Annotated in this window: 10 protein-coding genes; 7 read left to right on the top strand and 3 right to left on the bottom strand. The window is 44.7% G+C overall.

Translation table 11 applies throughout. From position 1 onward, the window contains the following. Nucleotides 1–18 precede the first annotated feature (18 nt). Nucleotides 19–1,239 (top strand): PQQ-dependent sugar dehydrogenase, encoded by a 1,221-nt coding sequence (locus K1Y79_RS03035; protein WP_220248518.1) that lies wholly within the window; start codon nt 19–21, stop codon nt 1,237–1,239. 91 nt (nt 1,240–1,330) lie between these two features. On the opposite strand, the gene hmpA is transcribed toward K1Y79_RS03035, so the two are convergent. The 3 genes from hmpA to K1Y79_RS03020 form a co-directional block, all read right to left on the bottom strand. Next, on the bottom strand, nt 1,331–2,536 hold the full coding sequence (gene hmpA, locus K1Y79_RS03030) for an NO-inducible flavohemoprotein (RefSeq protein ID WP_220248517.1): 1,206 nt from the start codon (nt 2,534–2,536) through the stop codon (nt 1,331–1,333). A gap of 336 nt (nt 2,537–2,872) precedes the next feature. After that, nucleotides 2,873–4,609: a RagB/SusD family nutrient uptake outer membrane protein gene (locus K1Y79_RS03025; protein WP_220248516.1), complete on the bottom strand. Its 1,737-nt coding sequence runs from the start codon at nt 4,607–4,609 to the stop codon at nt 2,873–2,875. An 18-nt stretch (nt 4,610–4,627) separates the two neighbouring features. Continuing rightward, complete coding sequence (locus tag K1Y79_RS03020; RefSeq protein WP_236059468.1) at nt 4,628–7,702, bottom strand: SusC/RagA family TonB-linked outer membrane protein; 3,075 nt, start codon at nt 7,700–7,702, stop codon at nt 4,628–4,630. A 389-nt stretch (nt 7,703–8,091) separates the two neighbouring features. On the opposite strand from K1Y79_RS03020, the gene K1Y79_RS03015 reads away from it, so the two are divergent. The 6 genes from K1Y79_RS03015 to K1Y79_RS02990 all read left to right on the top strand — a co-directional run bounded on the left by K1Y79_RS03015 (nt 8,092) and on the right by K1Y79_RS02990 (nt 18,243). Next, on the top strand, nt 8,092–9,705 hold the full coding sequence (locus K1Y79_RS03015; RefSeq protein ID WP_220248515.1) for a DUF6377 domain-containing protein: 1,614 nt from the start codon (nt 8,092–8,094) through the stop codon (nt 9,703–9,705). A 92-nt stretch (nt 9,706–9,797) separates the two neighbouring features. Then, nucleotides 9,798–10,349, top strand: coding sequence for an RNA polymerase sigma-70 factor (locus tag K1Y79_RS03010; RefSeq protein WP_220248514.1), 552 nt, complete (start codon nt 9,798–9,800; stop codon nt 10,347–10,349). Nucleotides 10,350–10,430: 81 nt separating this feature from the next. Further along, nucleotides 10,431–11,477, top strand: coding sequence for a FecR family protein (locus K1Y79_RS03005; RefSeq protein ID WP_220248513.1), 1,047 nt, complete (start codon nt 10,431–10,433; stop codon nt 11,475–11,477). Between the two features lie 91 nt (nt 11,478–11,568). After that, complete coding sequence (locus K1Y79_RS03000; protein ID WP_220248512.1) at nt 11,569–14,745, top strand: SusC/RagA family TonB-linked outer membrane protein; 3,177 nt, start codon at nt 11,569–11,571, stop codon at nt 14,743–14,745. A gap of 20 nt (nt 14,746–14,765) precedes the next feature. After that, entirely contained in the window at nt 14,766–16,667 is a 1,902-nt protein-coding gene (locus K1Y79_RS02995) for a RagB/SusD family nutrient uptake outer membrane protein (protein ID WP_220248511.1), read from the top strand. 91 nt (nt 16,668–16,758) lie between these two features. Then, entirely contained in the window at nt 16,759–18,243 is a 1,485-nt protein-coding gene (locus K1Y79_RS02990) for a family 43 glycosylhydrolase (RefSeq protein WP_220248510.1), read from the top strand. Nucleotides 18,244–18,631 lie beyond the last annotated feature (388 nt).

The raw sequence follows: 18,631 nt of genomic DNA, 5'->3' as shown, positions 1-18,631 counted from the left end.
CATAACACAATTTAAAAGATGAAAAACCTACTATTGATTCTTACCGCCACTGCCACCTTGGGGCTGCATGCATGTTCTGAAGACGACAACGGGGGAAATGACCCTAAGTACCCGCCTGTTGAAACGCAGGACCCTAACACAAGCTATAAACCCGCTTTCGCTGGTCAGACCAGAGCAGCCGGTGTGCGAACTACAACAAAACTTGATACAACCGTCCTTACTTCAGGACTGAATAGCCCGTGGGGCGTAAGAAGTCTTCCTGATGGACGATTGCTGGTAACACAAAAGAGTGGCACCTTACGCATTGTTACACAAACAGGTGCGTTGAGTGCTCCTATTACCGGCCTGCCTAATGTCAACTCCAGCGGTCAGGGTGGATTACTGGGTCTGGCACTTGACCCGGCCTTCAGCACCAACCGTATGATATACTGGGTATTCTCTGAAAATATAGCAGGAGGTACCGTTTCTTCAGTAGCAAAAGGTCGCTTATCTGCTGATGAAAAAACAATAGAAGGTGCTACCGTGATTTATCGTGCATTGCCTGCTTATAATGGTACCTTGCACTATGGTGGCCGTGTTGCATTTGATGCACAGGGTAACCTGTTTGTAAGCACCGGTGAACGTTCTGATCTCGCTACACGACCATTAGCCCAGTCTACTACTGCTGCACTGGGTAAAGTGCTGCGTATAACTACAAGCGGTCAGCCAGCTGCCGGCAATCCTTCTTTTGAGGGCGGAGAGGCGCTACCGGAATTGTATTCTATCGGTCATCGTAATCCTCAGGGATTAGCCATTCATCCCGAAACAGGTGAACTGTGGCAGGGAGAACACGGCCCAAGAGGCGGTGATGAGATCAATCATGTACAGCCAGGCAAGAATTATGGATGGCCTACTATTACTTACGGAATTGAGTATAGCGGTCAGACAATCGGCGAAGGTATCCAGCAGAAGGAAGGACTTGAACAACCTATATACTATTGGGACCCTGTTGTGTCTCCAAGTGGTATGACCTTCTATAGCGGTGACCGGGTGCCTGAATGGAAAAACAATCTGTTCATTGGTTCACTGAGTGGTATGCATATCATACGACTGGTTATCCAGGACAACAAGGTAGTAGGAGAAGAAAGACTGCTGGCTGGTCTGAACCAACGTTTCAGAGATGTAACACAGGGTACGGATGGTGCGATCTACGCAGTTACAGATCAGGGCCGTTTATACCGACTGGGTAAAGGAGAATAATAGTGATACATATACAGATTACAAAGGGCGGTTCATCACCGCCCTTTGTGTTCATAGCTCAGCCGGGGATGATTCAACTCCGGCTTATGATTTATTCAACCACTAGTATCGCCGGACCAAACTCTTCAAAGTGAATCGCACTGCTGGCAATTCCCTGTGACCGCAGATAATCTACCTGTTTTTTAATAAAGATCCCTGGTCCACAGATATAGTAATCTGCATCCGGCACAATCGCCTTCTCCACACGCTGAAGGTCTACAAACCCTTCATAGCACTGATCACCCGTGTCGCGTTCCAGTTTATCATAAAAGGTATGCACAGACATCGTCGTACGATTACCGCTTAGTGCTGTTACCCTGTTTCTGAAGGCATGTACATCATACCCCCGGCAACCATGTATCCAGGTGATAGGGCGGTCTTTATGTGCTTCCGACAGGTATTCCAGCATGCTCATAAAAGGGGTAATACCTACGCCGCCACTTATGAAGACTGCGGGCGTGTGTTTGTTCATATCCAGGGTGAAATCTCCGGATGGAGCAGCTACCTCTATCACGTCACCTTCTTTTACCTGCTGATGCAGCAGATTACTGACGTAACCGGCAGGACGTGCAGCAGTTCCCTGTTCTCTCTTCACAGAAATCCGGTAATATGCCCCGTTGGGAGCGCAGGATATACTATACTGGCGGGGCTGAAGCACCTTCAGTTCAGGTACATACAAGCGCACTGTGATGTATTGTCCGGGCAGGAAATCAACAACCTTACCACCGTCGGTAGGGTAGAGGTAGAAGGAAGTGATCTCAGCAGATTCTTCTACTTTCTTTTGTACTACGAAAGGTCGCCAGCTGCTCCATCCGCCTTCTTTTGTAGCAGTGGTGCTATACAAATTGGCTTCAGTACCAATCATAATACCTGCCAGCTGATTGTAGGCGATGGCCCACGCGTCTATCAGTTCCGGGGTGGCCGCTTCACCAAGTACTTCGCTGATGGATGCCAGCAGGTGGCGGCCAACGATGGCATATTGCTCTGGCCTGATATCCAGGCTGACATGTTTATGTGCAATCCGGTTGATGGCATGTGCTAGTACACCCGGATTATCAATATGTTCCGCATATGCCAGTACCGACATGGCAAGGGCAGTTGGCTGCACGCCAGAGTGCTGATTGGCGCTATTAAAAACGTTTTTCAGCTCCGGGTTTTTCGTCAACATACGGTTATAGAAATATGTTGTCAAGGCTACCCCATGTTCCCGTAAGACGGGTACAGTTCCTTTCACTAATTCTTTTTGCTCGTTTGTCATGACTTTGATATTAATATTAAAATACCTTTTTATCTTTTAATACTGCAAACCTAGGGGTTTTTCAATTAAGGACAAAAAAGTCTTTAATTGAGGGGGTAGTATCCGTCAGATATGTGGCCGGAGGTATATGGGTTATGCACTTCTTTGATTAGTAGGAGCCGGCGTATGGAAAATGGGTGTGTGTGGATGTATTGTCAGGCCGGAGAAATTTTAGGATAGGGTAGCGGTAAAAGAAGAAAGGTGCAGTGTTTGAAACTGCACCTCATCAATCGGAAAGAATAGGGCGGATAAAACTGCTACGCCTTAGCATGATAGGCGCAGCAGTTAATATATTGATTAGTAGCCTGGGTTTTGTACAAATTGTGGGTTTGCGCCCATGATATCCCGGCCAATCGGGAAGATGGCTGTATGGTTATCACCGTCCGGTTGTTTATCCCACCAGGTACCAGTATTGAATACTCCCCAGCGGATCAGGTCAGTGCGTCGGCGGTTTTCGCCCAGAAACTCACGTCCCCACTCATCCAGCATCTCCTGGTCGGTTAGCTGACTGCCATCCGGGTTATACAGACTTGTAGAGCCTTCGGGATAGTTGCGTTTACGTACTGCATTCAACAAGGTAGCTGCGGTTGCCTTATCTCCGGCCCGGTATTTACATTCGGCCAGTGAATAGTAGATCTCTGACAGACGTACCTCAGCGTAGGCAGATGTAATACGGTTCGGATCCGGCGTTGGATACAGCGGGTATTTTACAATGAACACACCTGAATTATGGTCGGCATGCCCCATATTGGATTCTTTATCAGCAATACGCTGTCCTGGTTTAGCATCCAGGAACCAACCCACCTGGTCACGGATAAACAGGGGATAAGGGCCTTTATTGCCACGTACGGTATCATTAACGGTCACGCCATTCACCGTCCGCTGGAAAGGCAGGTAGCCATATAGGAACATACCTTCCCGCTTACTGTTGCCCAGATTCTTATAGAGCTTCAGGCGCAAGTCATCAGGATAGCGCTGGAACTTAACGAAGGGTTTACCTAAAGCGAAGCTGTATTCAACACTATCTACATCTCTTCCTGGCTGCAGGGCGAACCTTGGATTTGACTGACCAAAATCTGTAAAGCCACAATACAGTGGAGCAGCATCATATGTCAGTGCCCAGAAGAACATACCGCCATCATATTGCCAGTGAGTACGGGAAAGGCTGGAAGGGAAGCCATAGAGTACTTCTGAGTTAAGGGAGGTATTGGTATAATCAAATGGCGCATCCCAACGCGTATCCAACTGGTAGTTGCCATATTTGCCATCGATAATCTCCTGACATACAGTAGCGCAGTCATTAAATCTGTCCTGGTTGATATATACCTGGGCATTCAGGTACAGTCGCACGAGCAAAGCAGCAGCCCCTGCCTGCGTCCACCGGCCTATGCCTTTCTCTCCCAGGGTTTCTCGTTTGGGAAGGTCAGGCAAGGCTGCTCTGAGTTCTGATTCTATGTATTTGAACATCTCTTCAGGAGGAGATTGCTTCTGACCGGTAGTGGTATTCTTTACATCGGTCACGATCACAATATTGCGGTAGAAGTCAAATGCTCTCAGATAGAACCAGGCCCGGAGTGTTCTGAGTTCCGCCTTGAAATCAGCCAGCTCAGTCGGTGTAATATTCAGCTTCGCAGGATCAGTGATACTTTCCATATCCTGAAGGGAGTTGGTGGAAAGTACTATACCCTGGTAGAATGCAGTCCAGGCACCATTGGTGAAACCATCCTGGTTAGTCCAGGTATGCTGGTGCATACGCTGGTAGTAGTTACCATCCTGCCAGTCACCCTGCCGGTTAAAGGTCCCGATTTCGTCTGTTGAGTTTTCACCAACAGCATAGATATCGTTCCCCTGGATACTCCAATAAGCATGTTCAAACGGACGTAGAAAGTCTCTGATCACATCATCGCGTCTGGTCAGGAATCCTGATTCGTCTACTCTGTCATATACAGTTTCATCCAGTTTGGTACAGCTGCCGAATAATAACGCGGTGGTTAATGCAGTATTTATAATAAAGTTGCTATAGTTCTTTTTCATCTCTTTACCGTTAATTGTTTAGAATGTTACCTGTAAACCGCCTAATAGTTGAATAGTAGCAGGGTAGAAGTTCAGATTACCCTGAACGCCTGGCGTTAAGCCGTTTACCGGGTACAGATCCGGATCGCCTCCGTTAAAGCCGGTGAAAGTATACAGGTTCGTTGCCGCCGCATAGATTCTGAACCCATGCAGGTATTTGGAGTTAAGCGTTCGACTATAACCTAGGGTTACGTTGTCAATCTTGACAAAAGAGCCTGATTCAAGGAAATAGTCAGAAGCCAGAGATAGTGTAGATGAATTAGTCAGCTTTGCGTATTTGTTGCCTGGTTCGTAAGCAGATCTCAGCGTATTAGCATCAGATTGGGTAGCAGGTGTACCCAGGTAGAATGCCTGCATGTTAAACAACTTGTATCCAAAGTTGCCTCTGAAGAAAACGTTCAGATCCCAGTTTTTGTACCGGAAGCTATTACTGAGAGAGCCGGTAAATTTCGGTAAGCCATTGCCAACAAACTGTTTGTCGTCAGCATTAGCCTGGGTGGCCGTTACAATACTACCATCTTTCTTGTATACCTGCAGCGCACCATTCTCATCTACCCCTGCTGACTTTAACATATAAAAGTCGCCAATGCGGTGTCCTTCCTGCAGGCGTTGAATATTGCCCGGACTACCCGGTGCAGGCAGCCCTGCTACATCCTGGAATGGTGCACCTGAGTATATTTTGTTGGAGAAGGACACGAATTTGTTGTTATTATATGCCCCTGCCAATGTGATGTTATAATTAAAGTCTCCGCCTTTTATTACTTCTGCTCCGAGTTGCAGCTCAATACCGGAGTTCTTCATAGTACCCACATTAGAGAAGGTCTGTGATTGCGGATTCGGAGGAAGCGGCACATTATAGTAGCCCAGCAGGTCTTTGTTAGTGCGCACGTAATAGTTCAATGAACCTGTTATACGGCTGTTGAACAATTCAAAGTCGATACCAGCATTGAAGTTAATGGCCTTTTCCCAGCCCAGGTTCGGGTTGATATTCTGCGATGGGCCATATACCTGGTAGATTGTTCCATTGAAAGGGAAATAGCCATATCCGCCATATAGTAAGAGGGACAGGTAGTTGCCGAAGTCCTGGTTGCCTGTTACGCCATAATCAGCTCTCAGTTTCAGGTCGCTTAACCAACTGATTTTATCTTTCAGGAAGCTTTCATCAGAGATACGCCATGCCGCAGATACAGCAGGGAAGTTACCCCACTTGTTATTTCTCCCGAATTTAGAGGAGCCTTCGTGCCGCAGGCTGACAGTCAGGATATACTTATTATCAAAATCATAATTGATCCTGCCAAAGAATGCCGCAAGCCTGGAATCGTTCTGTGTCGAAGATACTGCGTTCTGTCCGTTACCCTTTTCGCCGCCATTCCAGATTCCTGAGCCAAGGTTATTCCACAGGAAATTGTCAAACGGGAAGTCGTAGTTATTGGCGCTGAATGCCTGGTAGTTGAAGTAACTATAGGAATATCCTCCCAGCACCTTGAAGTGATTCCTTTTCAGGTTGAGGGCATAGTTGACTGTCCACTCCAGGTTCCGCTGATCATTATCCTGCTGCTCCTGCGATGCATAGTTCGTTCTGGTAGTCTGACCAGTATGAACGATGGTAGTTAGGGTTGACGGAGAAAAGTTCAGATTCTTATAGGAAGCCCTGATATTAGACAGAGTGATAGTCGAATACAGGTTCCTGTTAATATTTACTTTAAAGGATCCGCTAATATCCAGTTGTTTGATCTCTGCCTGGCTTTTAACCAGGCGGGCGCGCTCAACCGGGTTATTGGCGAAGAAACCTGTATTGATATAGCGATAACCCGTACTATCATAAACAGGCATTGTTGGATTCAGGGTGATGGCATTATTAAAGTTAGCCTGGTCAGCATTGCTGGTTTTCATATACCTTGGAGCAACGTTGAGGGATACCGTATAGACATCCTCCTTCGAGGTATGGTTGATATTCAGACGGGCACCATACTCCTTTTTATAGGCTCTTAGGTCAATACCATCCGCATTCCGGTAGTCGGCAGAGGCAAAATAGTTATCCCTGGCATTTCCACCTGATATCTGTAATGTGTGTTTCTGCGCATAAGCTGTTGGGCGGGTTACCGCCTTCATCCAGTCAGTATTACCGCCATAATTGATGCCCTTGGTAGGATTGGCGTTTACACGATGCTGAATAAACTCATCAGTAGTCAATACATCCGGTCTGTTGGTCAGGTTATCCATGCTGAAGTATCCGTTGTATACCAGCCTGGAGTCTCCGGTGCCTTTCTTGGTAGTGATGATGATTACGCCGTTGCTACCGCGGGTACCGTAGATAGCAGATGCAGCACCACCCTTCAGTACGTCAATGGATTCTATATCATTCTGGTTAATATTGTCGATGTTGCCGCCGGGTACCCCGTTTACTACATACAAGGGACCAAGACCGGCGCTACGGGAAGATACCCCACGCAGCTGGACACTGGGGGAAGAGTTTGGGTCAGCTGTAGACGTGTTAGATATGTTTAAGCCTGCCACTTTTCCCTGTAGCGACATTAAGGGATTGTTAGCCGCCACCGATCTTAGCTCTTCCGCCTTGATATGGGTGATGGCGCTGGACACCTCCCTTTTGTCCATGGTACCATAACCTACACTTACTACCTCTACGCCTTTCAGGTCGCGGGTTGACGAAGCCAGTTTTACCAGTAAGGTCGTCTGATTACCTACGGTTATAGTTTGTGGCAAATAATGGATAGAGGAGAAGATCAGCTGGTTGACAGTTGCCGGCATGGTAATGCGGAATGCTCCATTACCATCTGTAGCTGTTCCGGAATTAGTCCGGCCTAGTCTGATGGTGACACCCGGCAATGGGCTATTTGTCGTTGAGTCAACTACCTTTCCTTCAATAACCCTTTCTTGTGCAAAACTAGGGTGAACATTGACCAGTACCAGGGTCAAAAAACTAAATACTCGTAGAATTTTTGATAGCATAACGTTCTGCTTGATTGGTTCATTAACGCGGAATATCATCTTACATCGCTGCAGCTCCTGATGGATGAAGCCTACGTCGGTCATGACGTTTAGTTAGCTGGGGGCAAAATAAATGACTAATCAGCCGTGTTAAGCAGTACGACCCCTGCTATGTCCGAAAATCTAACCGATATCAGAGTGTATAGATTGACAGTCAATTAGTTATTTATCTTCCTGCCTATAAAAATCTAAACCTTTCAAAAAGGTTTTTGCTATCTTAATGGCCCTTTTGAACGAGTTTAAGACCGGTTTATAGCCTACCGGATTCAGCTTTTGATTGATACTCAGATGATAGTCACTGAGGCATCGTCTTATTGTGATCTACATTTGTCAGTGAGAATGATGCATTAATATCTGAAAAGGAAATCATGTGAAGGGTATGCCGTTGACAGTGGGCAGGGCATATATTAACAATCAGGGGACTACAGATCTATATGGAGAAAGTATTATTTGTTTCAGTTTTTCTATTACTCTTATTAAGTATGGGTCATGCTCAGACTAAAAGGTCAGATAGCCTTATAATAGTTTTAAAGTCGGAACTGGCAAAGGATGGGCAATATGATAAAAGTAAAGAAAAGCGGATTGAGCAGCTGAAAATGCACTTGGTGGGTATTGGAGCGGAAGATTTTAAGAGCAGGTTTAATCTGTATACAGATATTTTCAGGGAATACAGCTCCTATAAGTTTGACTCAGCCTTCCAGTATGTTAGACTAATGACTGACCTGTCTGAGCAGTTTGGCAAGAAACAAGAGCTGATTCAAAGTCAAATCCTGATGGGAACAACGTTGGTAAGTTCAGGCTTTTATAAGGAGGCTTTTGACATTACCGATGCTATCTCAAGCGACGAGTTGCCAAATACCTTAAAGACAGATTTCCTGTTCCTCCGCGCCCGCCTGAACGCGGGCATTGCTGATTATGATAACGACGCCTATTTCTCCAGGGAGTATTATAGGCAGTCAGCTGAAGATTTTAAAAGTGCAGAGATTGCTACCCCCTCTAATGATTTCGAGCAGACCATTAATCTGGCTTTTAACAAAGACTCAGTGGCTGCCCGGCACCTGACGCCTGATTTCTTCTATCATACAATTATCCGCCAGTCCCTGCCAGCACATAACGTTGCTATGGTGGCCACCAGGGTTAGTTATGCTTATACGGGATATGACCGGGTGCTTTTCCTTACATTGGCAGCAATTAACGATGTTCGTTCCTCAACCAAGGAGACGCTGGCCATATTCCTGCTGGGGCAGGAGCTATTTAAATTAGGCAAAACCAATGATGCCTATGAATTTATGCAGGAGGCAGCAAAGAATGCCAAGTTCTATGGTGCCAGGAACCAGGTAGTACAGATTGAGTCGATGTTGCCGCTGGTCGCAGGTAAGATAATAGATGAGAAACAGCATGAAAAGGACAAGTTGCTGATAGGCCTGTTAATCTTCCTGATCGTTGCCGTTGTATTATTCTTCCTGCTGGTTATCTACCGCCGGCAACTCCAGCGGATCAAAGTGAATGAGCAGATGATCAGGGAGAAGAATACTGAGCTGGAAGACGTGAATGCGAAACTATGGGAGTCATCCAGGATCAAGGAGGAGTTGATAGGGCTGTTCTTTAAAACGTGTTCGTCTTACATTGATACATTGGACAAAATCAAGCATAAGACCCTCCATAGTATCAAATTGGGCAAGTATAAGGAAGTCAGTCAGTTGCTGAAGGAAGTGCAGGTCGAAGAGGAAAAGGATCGTTTATACGAGATGCTGGATAGTGTTTTCCTGACGATGTTCCCTAATTTCATTGCCTCATTTAATGCGTTGTTAAAGAAAGAAGATCAGATATGGCCTAAATCAGGAGAAACGCTGAATGCAACACTGCGCATATTTGCCTTGATACGCCTGGGGATAACAGAGCACGAAGCTATAGCCAAGATATTGGATTACAGCGTGAGTACCGTTTATACCTATAAGACACGTATTAAGTCCCGCGCGCTGGTGCCCGCCAATGATTTTGAGCAGAGAATAATGGAGATAAAGTTTATTGATAGTAACTATTTTTAGCTGGCAGACGTCTATACTATACATTGCAGTGTAACGTCTTATTTTGGTAATAGTAAATTATAGGAAAAGAAATTTCTCATTATATTTATAGTATGTCCACGTTTAGTAAGATTTCCGCGTTGAAAGAAGGAGACTCTTCGGTTTTCAGTGACTTATTTCACGAATATCACCGGAAGGTCTATTTCTACGTGCTGGCTAAAACTCATTCCTCCTATATCGCTGAAGAAACCACACAGATTACCTTTATCAAGCTATGGAACTATCGGCAGCAGCTGGATGAATCTATGCCGGTAAGCAGATTAATCTTCCATATAGCCCGGGCTACATTTATCGACCTTCTCAGAAAGGAAGCCGTTAAGGACCGGTACCTTGAGCAGGAACAGTCAGCTGGCACTGATAACAGCAGTACTTTTGATATAATCCAATCCAAGGAACTACTACTAAGAATCAAGGAGCTGGTACAGGCTATGCCCCCGATGAGGAGGAAGGTCTTTGAACTGAGCCGGTATGAATTTAAATCTTATAAAGAGATAGCTGAGCAGCTTTCCCTGTCTGTGAAAACTGTAGAGAATCACATGTCTTTAGCACTCAGTTATTTAAGGAACCTTTTGCTCCTGTTATTACTACTGCTCTACCGCTATTAAAAATATTTTTCCTGCCATTAGGGGTTCCCCCTTCTTTCAAACGATACTATTATAAAGCGCCTATTATCTTAACTGACACTGATGCAAAGGGAATTGATCGACAAATATTTCAGAAATGAATGCTCTGATGAGGAACGAAGGCAGGTACTGGAATATTTTCGGAATAATCCCGGAGAATGGGATAAGTATGCCACTGAAGAAGACTGGGACAAATTTGACATAAATGACCAACTGGCGCCTGATCTGACTGAGAGGCTATTTGACAACGTAAGTAGGCAAACCTTCAGGAAACGCAGTAAGATAGTATTTTACCGGATAGCAGCAGCGGCTTGTATAGTACTGCTTGCAGGTGCAATATGGATGTATTTTTCAGGTAGGCCGACTTATGTTGCGAAAAGAAGCGTCACTAATGATCAGTCAAAGCAACTGACGGAAAGGAGCAATATCTCAGATACATTAATGCAGATATTACTGGATGATGGATCTGTTGTGCTCTTATCTCCTAAAAGTAGCATCCGTTATAAGGAGCCGTTTATGGCAGCGCCTGACAGGGATGTGTATCTTGCAGGAAAAGCGTTGTTTGAGGTAAGTAAAGATAAAAGTAGACCATTTATTGTACATGCAGACAGGCTGGCAACCACTGTACTGGGGACATCTTTCACTGTTGAATCGTTTGAAGAGAGTACAGCTATTAAAGTAACATTGCACAAAGGGAAAATACAGGTAGCCGCCGTCAATAATATCCGCAAGAAATGGAATGGTAGGGAAATACTGAAGCCAGGGGATGAATTTATATACGATAAGATAACTATGCTGGCAAGTGTTACACGTTATGTGCCGGCAGAGAAATTGGTGAAAGCAGGATTAGCCGATAATAAGGGCAGGAGCGTAAACAGGCCTGATTACTATACATTTGATATGTCTCCATTGTCAGAAGTATTCGATCAGCTAAGCGTTTACTACCAGGTTGATATTTACTATTTCCCTACCGATATACAGAATAAGTACTTTACCGGTAGAATGCGTAAAACAGATGCGCTGGAAACTATTCTAAGTGATATAGCAGTATTAAACCAACTTAAAATTGAGAAGAAAGACGAACACTACGTTATAGGTAAGAAAGATTAGCCAGAAATATGATACTTGAAAAAACTATTGAGATCGTTGCACCTGTCAACGATAGGACCTTATTTGCCTAACTCAACCTAGCAGATACAAAATGAAAAATTGGTATTCCACGTGCGTTCTGCTCATAGTAGCAGTCATCTACAGCTTTATCCCATTATTTACTAATGCCCAAAGTCAAAATCGCTCTGATGTCTCGGGTATTGTCAAAAGCGAGACAACGGGAGAGGCGCTTTGGGGAGTAAGCGTCACTGTTAAAAATGCAGCAAGTAATTTCACAGCCTCCGTCCAGACAGATAGTATGGGGCTTTTTACGTTCAGTAGGTTACCTGCCGGTCCAGGATACAGCTTCTCCTTTTCATTTATTGGATATGAGCAGCAAGTACTGTCAGGATATAACCTGAAGGCGGGGGCAGACTTCTCTTTAAGGGTAGATCTGCGAAATTCTGAGCAGCGGATAAATGAGGTAGTTGTAGTCGGGTATGGTTCTATGCAGAAAAAGGACCTGACAGGCTCTATCAGCCAGCTGAAAACTGCAAAGCTTGAAAAGGAGAGTCCACGCTCTATACAGGATATGTTGCGCAGCGGCGTTCCTGGCTTACAGGTCGGACAAAGCAGTTCTGCCAAAGGAGGCGGGGATATGTTAGTCAGAGGCCAACGGTCCTTAAAAGCAGCCAATGATCCATTGATAGTACTGGATGGAGTGATCTTCTTTGGAGAGCTATCCGAAATCAATCCACAGGATATTGAGCACTTTGATGTCCTGAAAGATGCTTCTGCAGCCGCCATTTATGGCGCTAAATCAGCTAATGGTGTAATCATTATCACCACCAAAAAGGGGGCGTCAGATAAGCCAACAATCCGCTTTGATGCAAATACAGGTATAGGTACACTGGGAGCGAAACGTCCGGTCTATGATGCTGCCGGATACCTTCAATTTCGGTCTGATCTCTTTAACAGTACTACACGCTGGGCAACTCCTGCAAAATATATCAATCCTACACCAGAAAATCTCTCTAAGAACGGTATCAGTCTGAATGACTGGCTTGCCTACGATGCATTAACAGGATCACCTGAAGAAATCTGGTTGCTGCGTATCGGTTTATTTGAAAAAGAACGGGCAAACTATGCCCGAGGTAGAACACACGACTGGTTTAATGCCTCATTTCAACAGGCTCTTCAGCAGAACTATAACATCAGTTTTTCAGGTCGGAACAAGGATGCGCTCAATTATTATGTATCAATGGGCTATCTGAATAATGAGGGTATTGTTGCAGGGGACAAATACCGGGCTTACCGCTCTAACATAAAAATTGACGGCAAGATCAATAAGTGGATGCATACAGGTGTAAACATCAACTTTCAGGACCGGTCTGACGGAAATCTTGCCGTTGACTGGGAGGCACAGATCATTAATAACTCACCTTTTGCTACCCCTCTTGATTCCAATGGTATACTGGATGGACAGCCAATGGGCGCAAGCGTAAATCAGGGTATCAACTCTGCATATGACAATCAGTTTAAGACATTGGAGAAGGGATATACGGTGTTGAATACAACTATATACCAGACTATCAAATTTCCTTTTAATATCACATATCAGCTGAACTTTTCACCTAGGATGCAATGGTTCTATAACAGATACCATGAATCTTCAAGGAATCTTTTATGGCCGGATAATGGAAAAGTGATCAGAGAGAATACCAAGAACTTTGACTGGCAGATAGATAATATTATATCCTGGGATTATACCTTCGGACGTAAGCATAAGGTTAAAGCGACGTTATTACAGAATGCGGAAGAGCATACATCATGGAATGAGATTATTACCGCCAGGGACTTTTCTCCGACAGACGCGCTTGGCTTCCATAATATCGGAGCTGCCAATCCGTTAAAGACGACTATCAGAAGTAATGATACACGGAGTACTGGTGATGCATTGATGGCCCGCTTATTTTACTCATTTGATAATCGTTATTTGTTAACTGCGTCTGTACGAAGAGATGGTTACTCCGCATTCGGAGCATCCAATCCGAGAGCGACTTTTCCTGCATTAGCTTTTGCCTGGAACTTTGCAGATGAGCGTTTTTTCAATTGGTCGCCAATGAATCTGGGTAAACTGCGTTTGTCATGGGGCATGAACGGTAATCGTTCCATTGGTATCTACCAGGCTTTATCTAATCTTACTACAGGCTCGGGTAGATATGCATATGTACAAAATAATGGTACTGTGTATGAGTTGTCTCAGCTTTACGTGGATCGTATGGCAAATTATGGTCTGAAATGGGAAGCTACTTCCTCCTGGAATGTTGGCCTTGACTTTGGCTTATTTAATAATAGGATCACCGGTAACATTGAAGCCTATTATATGCCAACTACAGACCTGCTAATGGATCAGTCGTTGCCAGATTTTACTGGTTTCAGTACAGTAACTACCAATCTGGGCGAGGTTGTGAATAAAGGATTTGAATTAGGGCTCACTACACAGACGATGAAAGGTAAGGATATAGAATGGACAACTACATTAGGATTCTTCTTTAACAGAAATAAAGTCAGACACCTGTATTATACTTACGAAGATGTGCTCGATAATGATGGCAAAATTGTAGGTTCCAGGGAAATCGATGATATCTCCAATGGCTGGTTCATCGGCCGGGATATCGCCTCTATCTGGACTTACAATGTACAGGGTATCTGGCAGGAGAAAGAGCGTGAGCAGGCTGCCAAATATGGTGAGATCCCTGGAGATGTAAAAGTGGAAGATGTGAATGGCGATGGTAAATATACAAATGAAGACAAGCGTTTTATGGGCTCAAGGACGCCTCGTTTCAGATTCACTTTGCGTAATGATTTCACCATCTTCAGGAATATTGATTTCTCTTTTAACATCTACTCCAACTGGGGACATAAGCAGACATCTACAGACTACCTGAATAATCAGGGTTCACAGACTGACAGGAACAACTCTTACGTAAGGGAATACTGGACACCTGAAAATCCATCAAATACATTTGCCAGATTAAACTCCACAAATGTCCAGAATATCAATCCACCGCGTGTAATCGATAAAACTTATATCCGTCTGGACAACGTTTCAATATCCTACTCATTCCCTCCCCATATCACCAGAAGGATGGATATGGCGCAGCTAAGAGTATATGCCGGTGTGCGTAATGTGGCTGTATGGGCCAAAGACTGGGAGTATTGGGATCCGGAAACCACCTCACTGATGCCGAGGTACTATACAATGGGAATCACTGCCTCATTTTAATGTTTTCAAACTGAAACAATATGAAGAGCTTTATAAATAATATCAACCGCCTGATATTGCTGGCAATTATTATATTCTTACCACTGAGTTGTTCAAAGAATTTCCTTGCACCTGATCCGCTTTCGTTTTACGAACCTGCTATTACCTTTACATCAAGGGAAGGTTTAGAAGCTGCAATTACCAGTTGTAATAGGAATCTTACCTACGTATGGACAGGAGAGGGGGCACCCCTGCTGACTGACCTGCTGTTTTCAGACGTAGCAATAGACGGTACTACGGACAAATCAGGCCCTGCGCAGGATCTAAATGCCATGATAACGCCTACATCCAATAACAATGATATCAATACAAATAAGATTAATTGGTTCTGGTTTGAGGGATATAAAGGTATAAAGTATGCGAATACCATCATCTCTAACCTGCCACGTGTGGAAGGGCTGGATAGTACCCTACGGGATCAGATGATGGGCATGGCGTACTTTCATCGCACATTCCGTTATATGTGGCTGATCTTCGATTTTGGAGATGTACCATTGCTAACGAAGGAGATTACAGAACCCAAGTTCAACTTCCGCTCTACCAAAAGAGGGGTTATTTTGCAGCAATTAGTCGCTGATATGGAGTTCGCTGTAAAGCATGTTCCTGCTATTGCTGACTATGGTATGGTAACGAAAGGGGCTTGTCAGCAACTATTGATAAAATGCTATCTCGCAGCTGGAGAGTTTGACAAAGCAATTGAAGTAGCTAATAATCTGATCAGTAATTCAGGTTATTCTTTGATGACGGAACCTTTTGGGACATTTGTAAATCCCATGCCGGCCATACATAATATCACCAGGAATGTAATATGGGATCTGCACCGGGCACCTAATAAATCTATACCCACCAACAGGGAAACTATCTTTAATATTATCAGCAGGGAGGCATTCGAGAACAGTAGGCAAAGTATGGTTACAATGCGAAATGCATTACCATTCTACTCAGGTGCTGGTAATCAGCTGATCAGTACTCCTTCCGGGAAACAAGGGATGAGTACCAGTTATTCACTCACTAAGGATAAGATTGATTTAAGAAAGACTTATGGCAGGGGTATTGCCAAAACACGGCCTACCTGGTATAGTAGCCACACTATATGGGATGATACAAGTGACCTCCGCCACAGCACAGGCACCGGCAACTGGATGCGGATGGAAGATATGGTCTACAATCATCCGTCTTTGCTCAACAGCGGTGATCCCTATTACGGCCAGCAATTGCAGAAATATAATAGTGCGGGTAAACTACTTGTCAATGATACTATCAGAACATGGTTTGACTGGCCGCATTATAAACTGTGGATTGAGACTCCCAGAAGTGAAACAATAGACAACTACGACGGTGGTGCGAGTGACTGGTATATATACCGCCTGGCTGAGACATACCTTTTGCGGGCAGAGGCTCATTTCTGGAAAGGTAATCTTGCCGCTGCTGCCGATGATGTAAATGCTATTCGCCGACGCGCCCATTGTACGATGATGTATACAGCGGCTAACATGAATATGGGGGCTATTCTTGATGAAAGAGCCAGGGAACTGTATTATGAAGAGATGCGGCATGTAGAACTCAGTCGTATTTCTTACATCTTCGCACGTACCCATATACCTGATGAATTTGGTAAAACTTATGATGAGGATAACCTTTCCAGAAGCAGCTATTGGTTTGAGAGGATCAGCCGGTATAATAATTTTTATAATAAAGGTGTCAGGACGGTTTATGGAACTGAATTTACCGCAAGCCCTTACCATATTTTATGGCCGGTTCCCCAGGGTGATATTGATGCAAACAGAAACGGAAGAATAAACCAGAACTTTGGTTACTCTGGATACGAGGCTAATCAGCCGCCTATAGAAACGCTTGAAGAAGCGATAAGTGCTCAGAATTAGTCATCCCCTTTACATTTCCCAGGCGCCTTTAAAGGCCCTCTTTTCAGGGCGCTATTAGCACACTTTTTATTAATAGTTAATCCTTTAATCCATGAAAACGAATGCCGGTTATCTGCTAGGCTGGTTATGCCTAGCGCTTTGTTCTGCCTGTCAAAAGGTATGTGACCCGCCTGAGCCCCAGGCTGCGGATATGATTTCTGAAAGCACATTCACAAATCCACTTATACCCCGGGGAGCAGATCCTTGGGTAACGCAAAAGAATGGTAAGTACTACTTTACCTATACTCAAGGAAGTAAGCTCGTACTTTACGAAACAACGGCCTTGTCCGAACTTGCTTTAGCGCCTCAACATGATGCCTGGATCCCTGATCCGGAGGGACCATACTCTAAAAACATCTGGGCACCCGAGCTGCATGAAATAGACAACAAGTGGTATATGTATTTTGCCGCTGATAACGGTTCTAATGCGAATCATCGTATGTATGTAGTTGAGAATAGTTCGCCAGACCCTATGAAAGGCGAATGGGTCTTAAAGGGTAAGGTCAGTGATCCCTCTGATCAATGGGCAATAGATGGCACCGTCTTCAGGCATCAGAACCAGCTATACATGTTATGGTCTGGTGGTAATGCAGGCGCTGCCCCTCAGCATATCTATATAGCGAAGATGAGCAATCCCTGGACGATAGAAGGTGAGAAGGTGGCGATAGCCAGCCCGCTTTATCCCTGGGAGAAGAACGGTGGTGCCATTAATGAAGGACCACAAGTACTCATTAATCCAAATGGACAGCTATTAGTGGTCTATTCGGCAAGTGGCTTCTGGGTTGATACCTACTGCCTTGGACTACTAAGCCTGAAAGTAAATGGTGACCCTATGAATCCCGGGGACTGGACTAAGACGCCACAACCTGTCTTTTCCATGTCGGCAGAAAGCGGCGCTTACGGTCCAGGGCATAACGGATTCTTTGAATCTCCAGATGGCAAGGAAGACTGGATTATCTATCATGCCCGTAGCGCCCCTGGAGGTGGAAGCAGGAATGCCCGTATACAGCGTTTCACCTGGAACATGGATGGTACACCTAACTTCGGTACGCCGGCTAAAATCGGTTTCCCTTTGGAAAAGCCATCCGGTGAGCCCATACGTAAAATATACCGTACAGAGGGTTGGTCTATTGCAGGGTATAGCTCAGAAGAACTGGTTAACGACCGGTTGGCGATAAGATTAATAGACAATAATGAGTCAACATCATGGATTGCACGTTATTCTACGTCGCCAACTAACTACCCGGATCATTTTGTTACAGTGGATATGGGACGTGTATTACCCGTAAATGGCTTATACTTTGTTCAAAAAAGCGGTGACCGGAAAATCAAGGAACTGGAGCTTTTTGTGGGAGATGATAATCAAACCTGGGAGAGTGTTGGTGTGGTTAAACTACTCGATCTGAGTCCTAACCGTCAATACTACAACCTGCCTGCAACCAGGCAATTCAGGTACTTTAAGCTGGTACCAGTATCGGGTCACGATACGCAAAGTCAGCCAGGACTGGCAGAAGTGGGTGCTTTTATCCTCCCTTAGAGGTTAAAAGAGAGATCCCACAGAAGTCATGAATTTACCTGTACAATGTCAAACGCCGGAGAGCACGTGTTCCGGCGTTTGACATTGTAGTGAATAATGATGTGTAAGCCCAGTCTAATAAATGTTATAAAGATGCTGGTTTGATCTTGTGCTTTAATGAGCAGTTTCTGTAAGTATACATTGATCTGCGGCTACAAATTTCTTATATGTCGGTAAGCGGCGTATTGAATTGTATCCTGTTTTGCGAGAACGTTACCAACGCCATCAATTACAGTATGAAGAGTAAGAACAGGAACCTTTTCATATCTAAACTTAATGAAAAATGTCAGATTGCATTGTTCTCATTTGCTAATTAGTTGCCTGAATCCCTGGATGCAGACAAATGTGT

It is taken from the genome of Chitinophaga rhizophila, from assembly GCF_019492185.1.
Lineage (GTDB): Bacteria > Bacteroidota > Bacteroidia > Chitinophagales > Chitinophagaceae > Chitinophaga > Chitinophaga rhizophila.
Note: the sequence above shows the minus strand (reverse complement) of the source record. Positions and strands in the feature narration are given on the sequence as shown.

Coding starts and splice junctions, on each gene's coding strand:
- K1Y79_RS03015 (WP_220248515.1), top strand. CDS start 8,092: ATGGAGAAAGTATTATTTGTTTCAGTTTTTCTATTACTCTTATTAAGT.
- K1Y79_RS03020 (WP_236059468.1), bottom strand. CDS start 7,702: ATGACCGACGTAGGCTTCATCCATCAGGAGCTGCAGCGATGTAAGATG.
- K1Y79_RS03025 (WP_220248516.1), bottom strand. CDS start 4,609: ATGAAAAAGAACTATAGCAACTTTATTATAAATACTGCATTAACCACC.
- hmpA (WP_220248517.1), bottom strand. CDS start 2,536: ATGACAAACGAGCAAAAAGAATTAGTGAAAGGAACTGTACCCGTCTTA.
- K1Y79_RS03005 (WP_220248513.1), top strand. CDS start 10,431: ATGCAAAGGGAATTGATCGACAAATATTTCAGAAATGAATGCTCTGAT.
- K1Y79_RS02995 (WP_220248511.1), top strand. CDS start 14,766: ATGAAGAGCTTTATAAATAATATCAACCGCCTGATATTGCTGGCAATT.
- K1Y79_RS02990 (WP_220248510.1), top strand. CDS start 16,759: ATGAAAACGAATGCCGGTTATCTGCTAGGCTGGTTATGCCTAGCGCTT.
- K1Y79_RS03000 (WP_220248512.1), top strand. CDS start 11,569: ATGAAAAATTGGTATTCCACGTGCGTTCTGCTCATAGTAGCAGTCATC.
- K1Y79_RS03010 (WP_220248514.1), top strand. CDS start 9,798: ATGTCCACGTTTAGTAAGATTTCCGCGTTGAAAGAAGGAGACTCTTCG.
- K1Y79_RS03035 (WP_220248518.1), top strand. CDS start 19: ATGAAAAACCTACTATTGATTCTTACCGCCACTGCCACCTTGGGGCTG.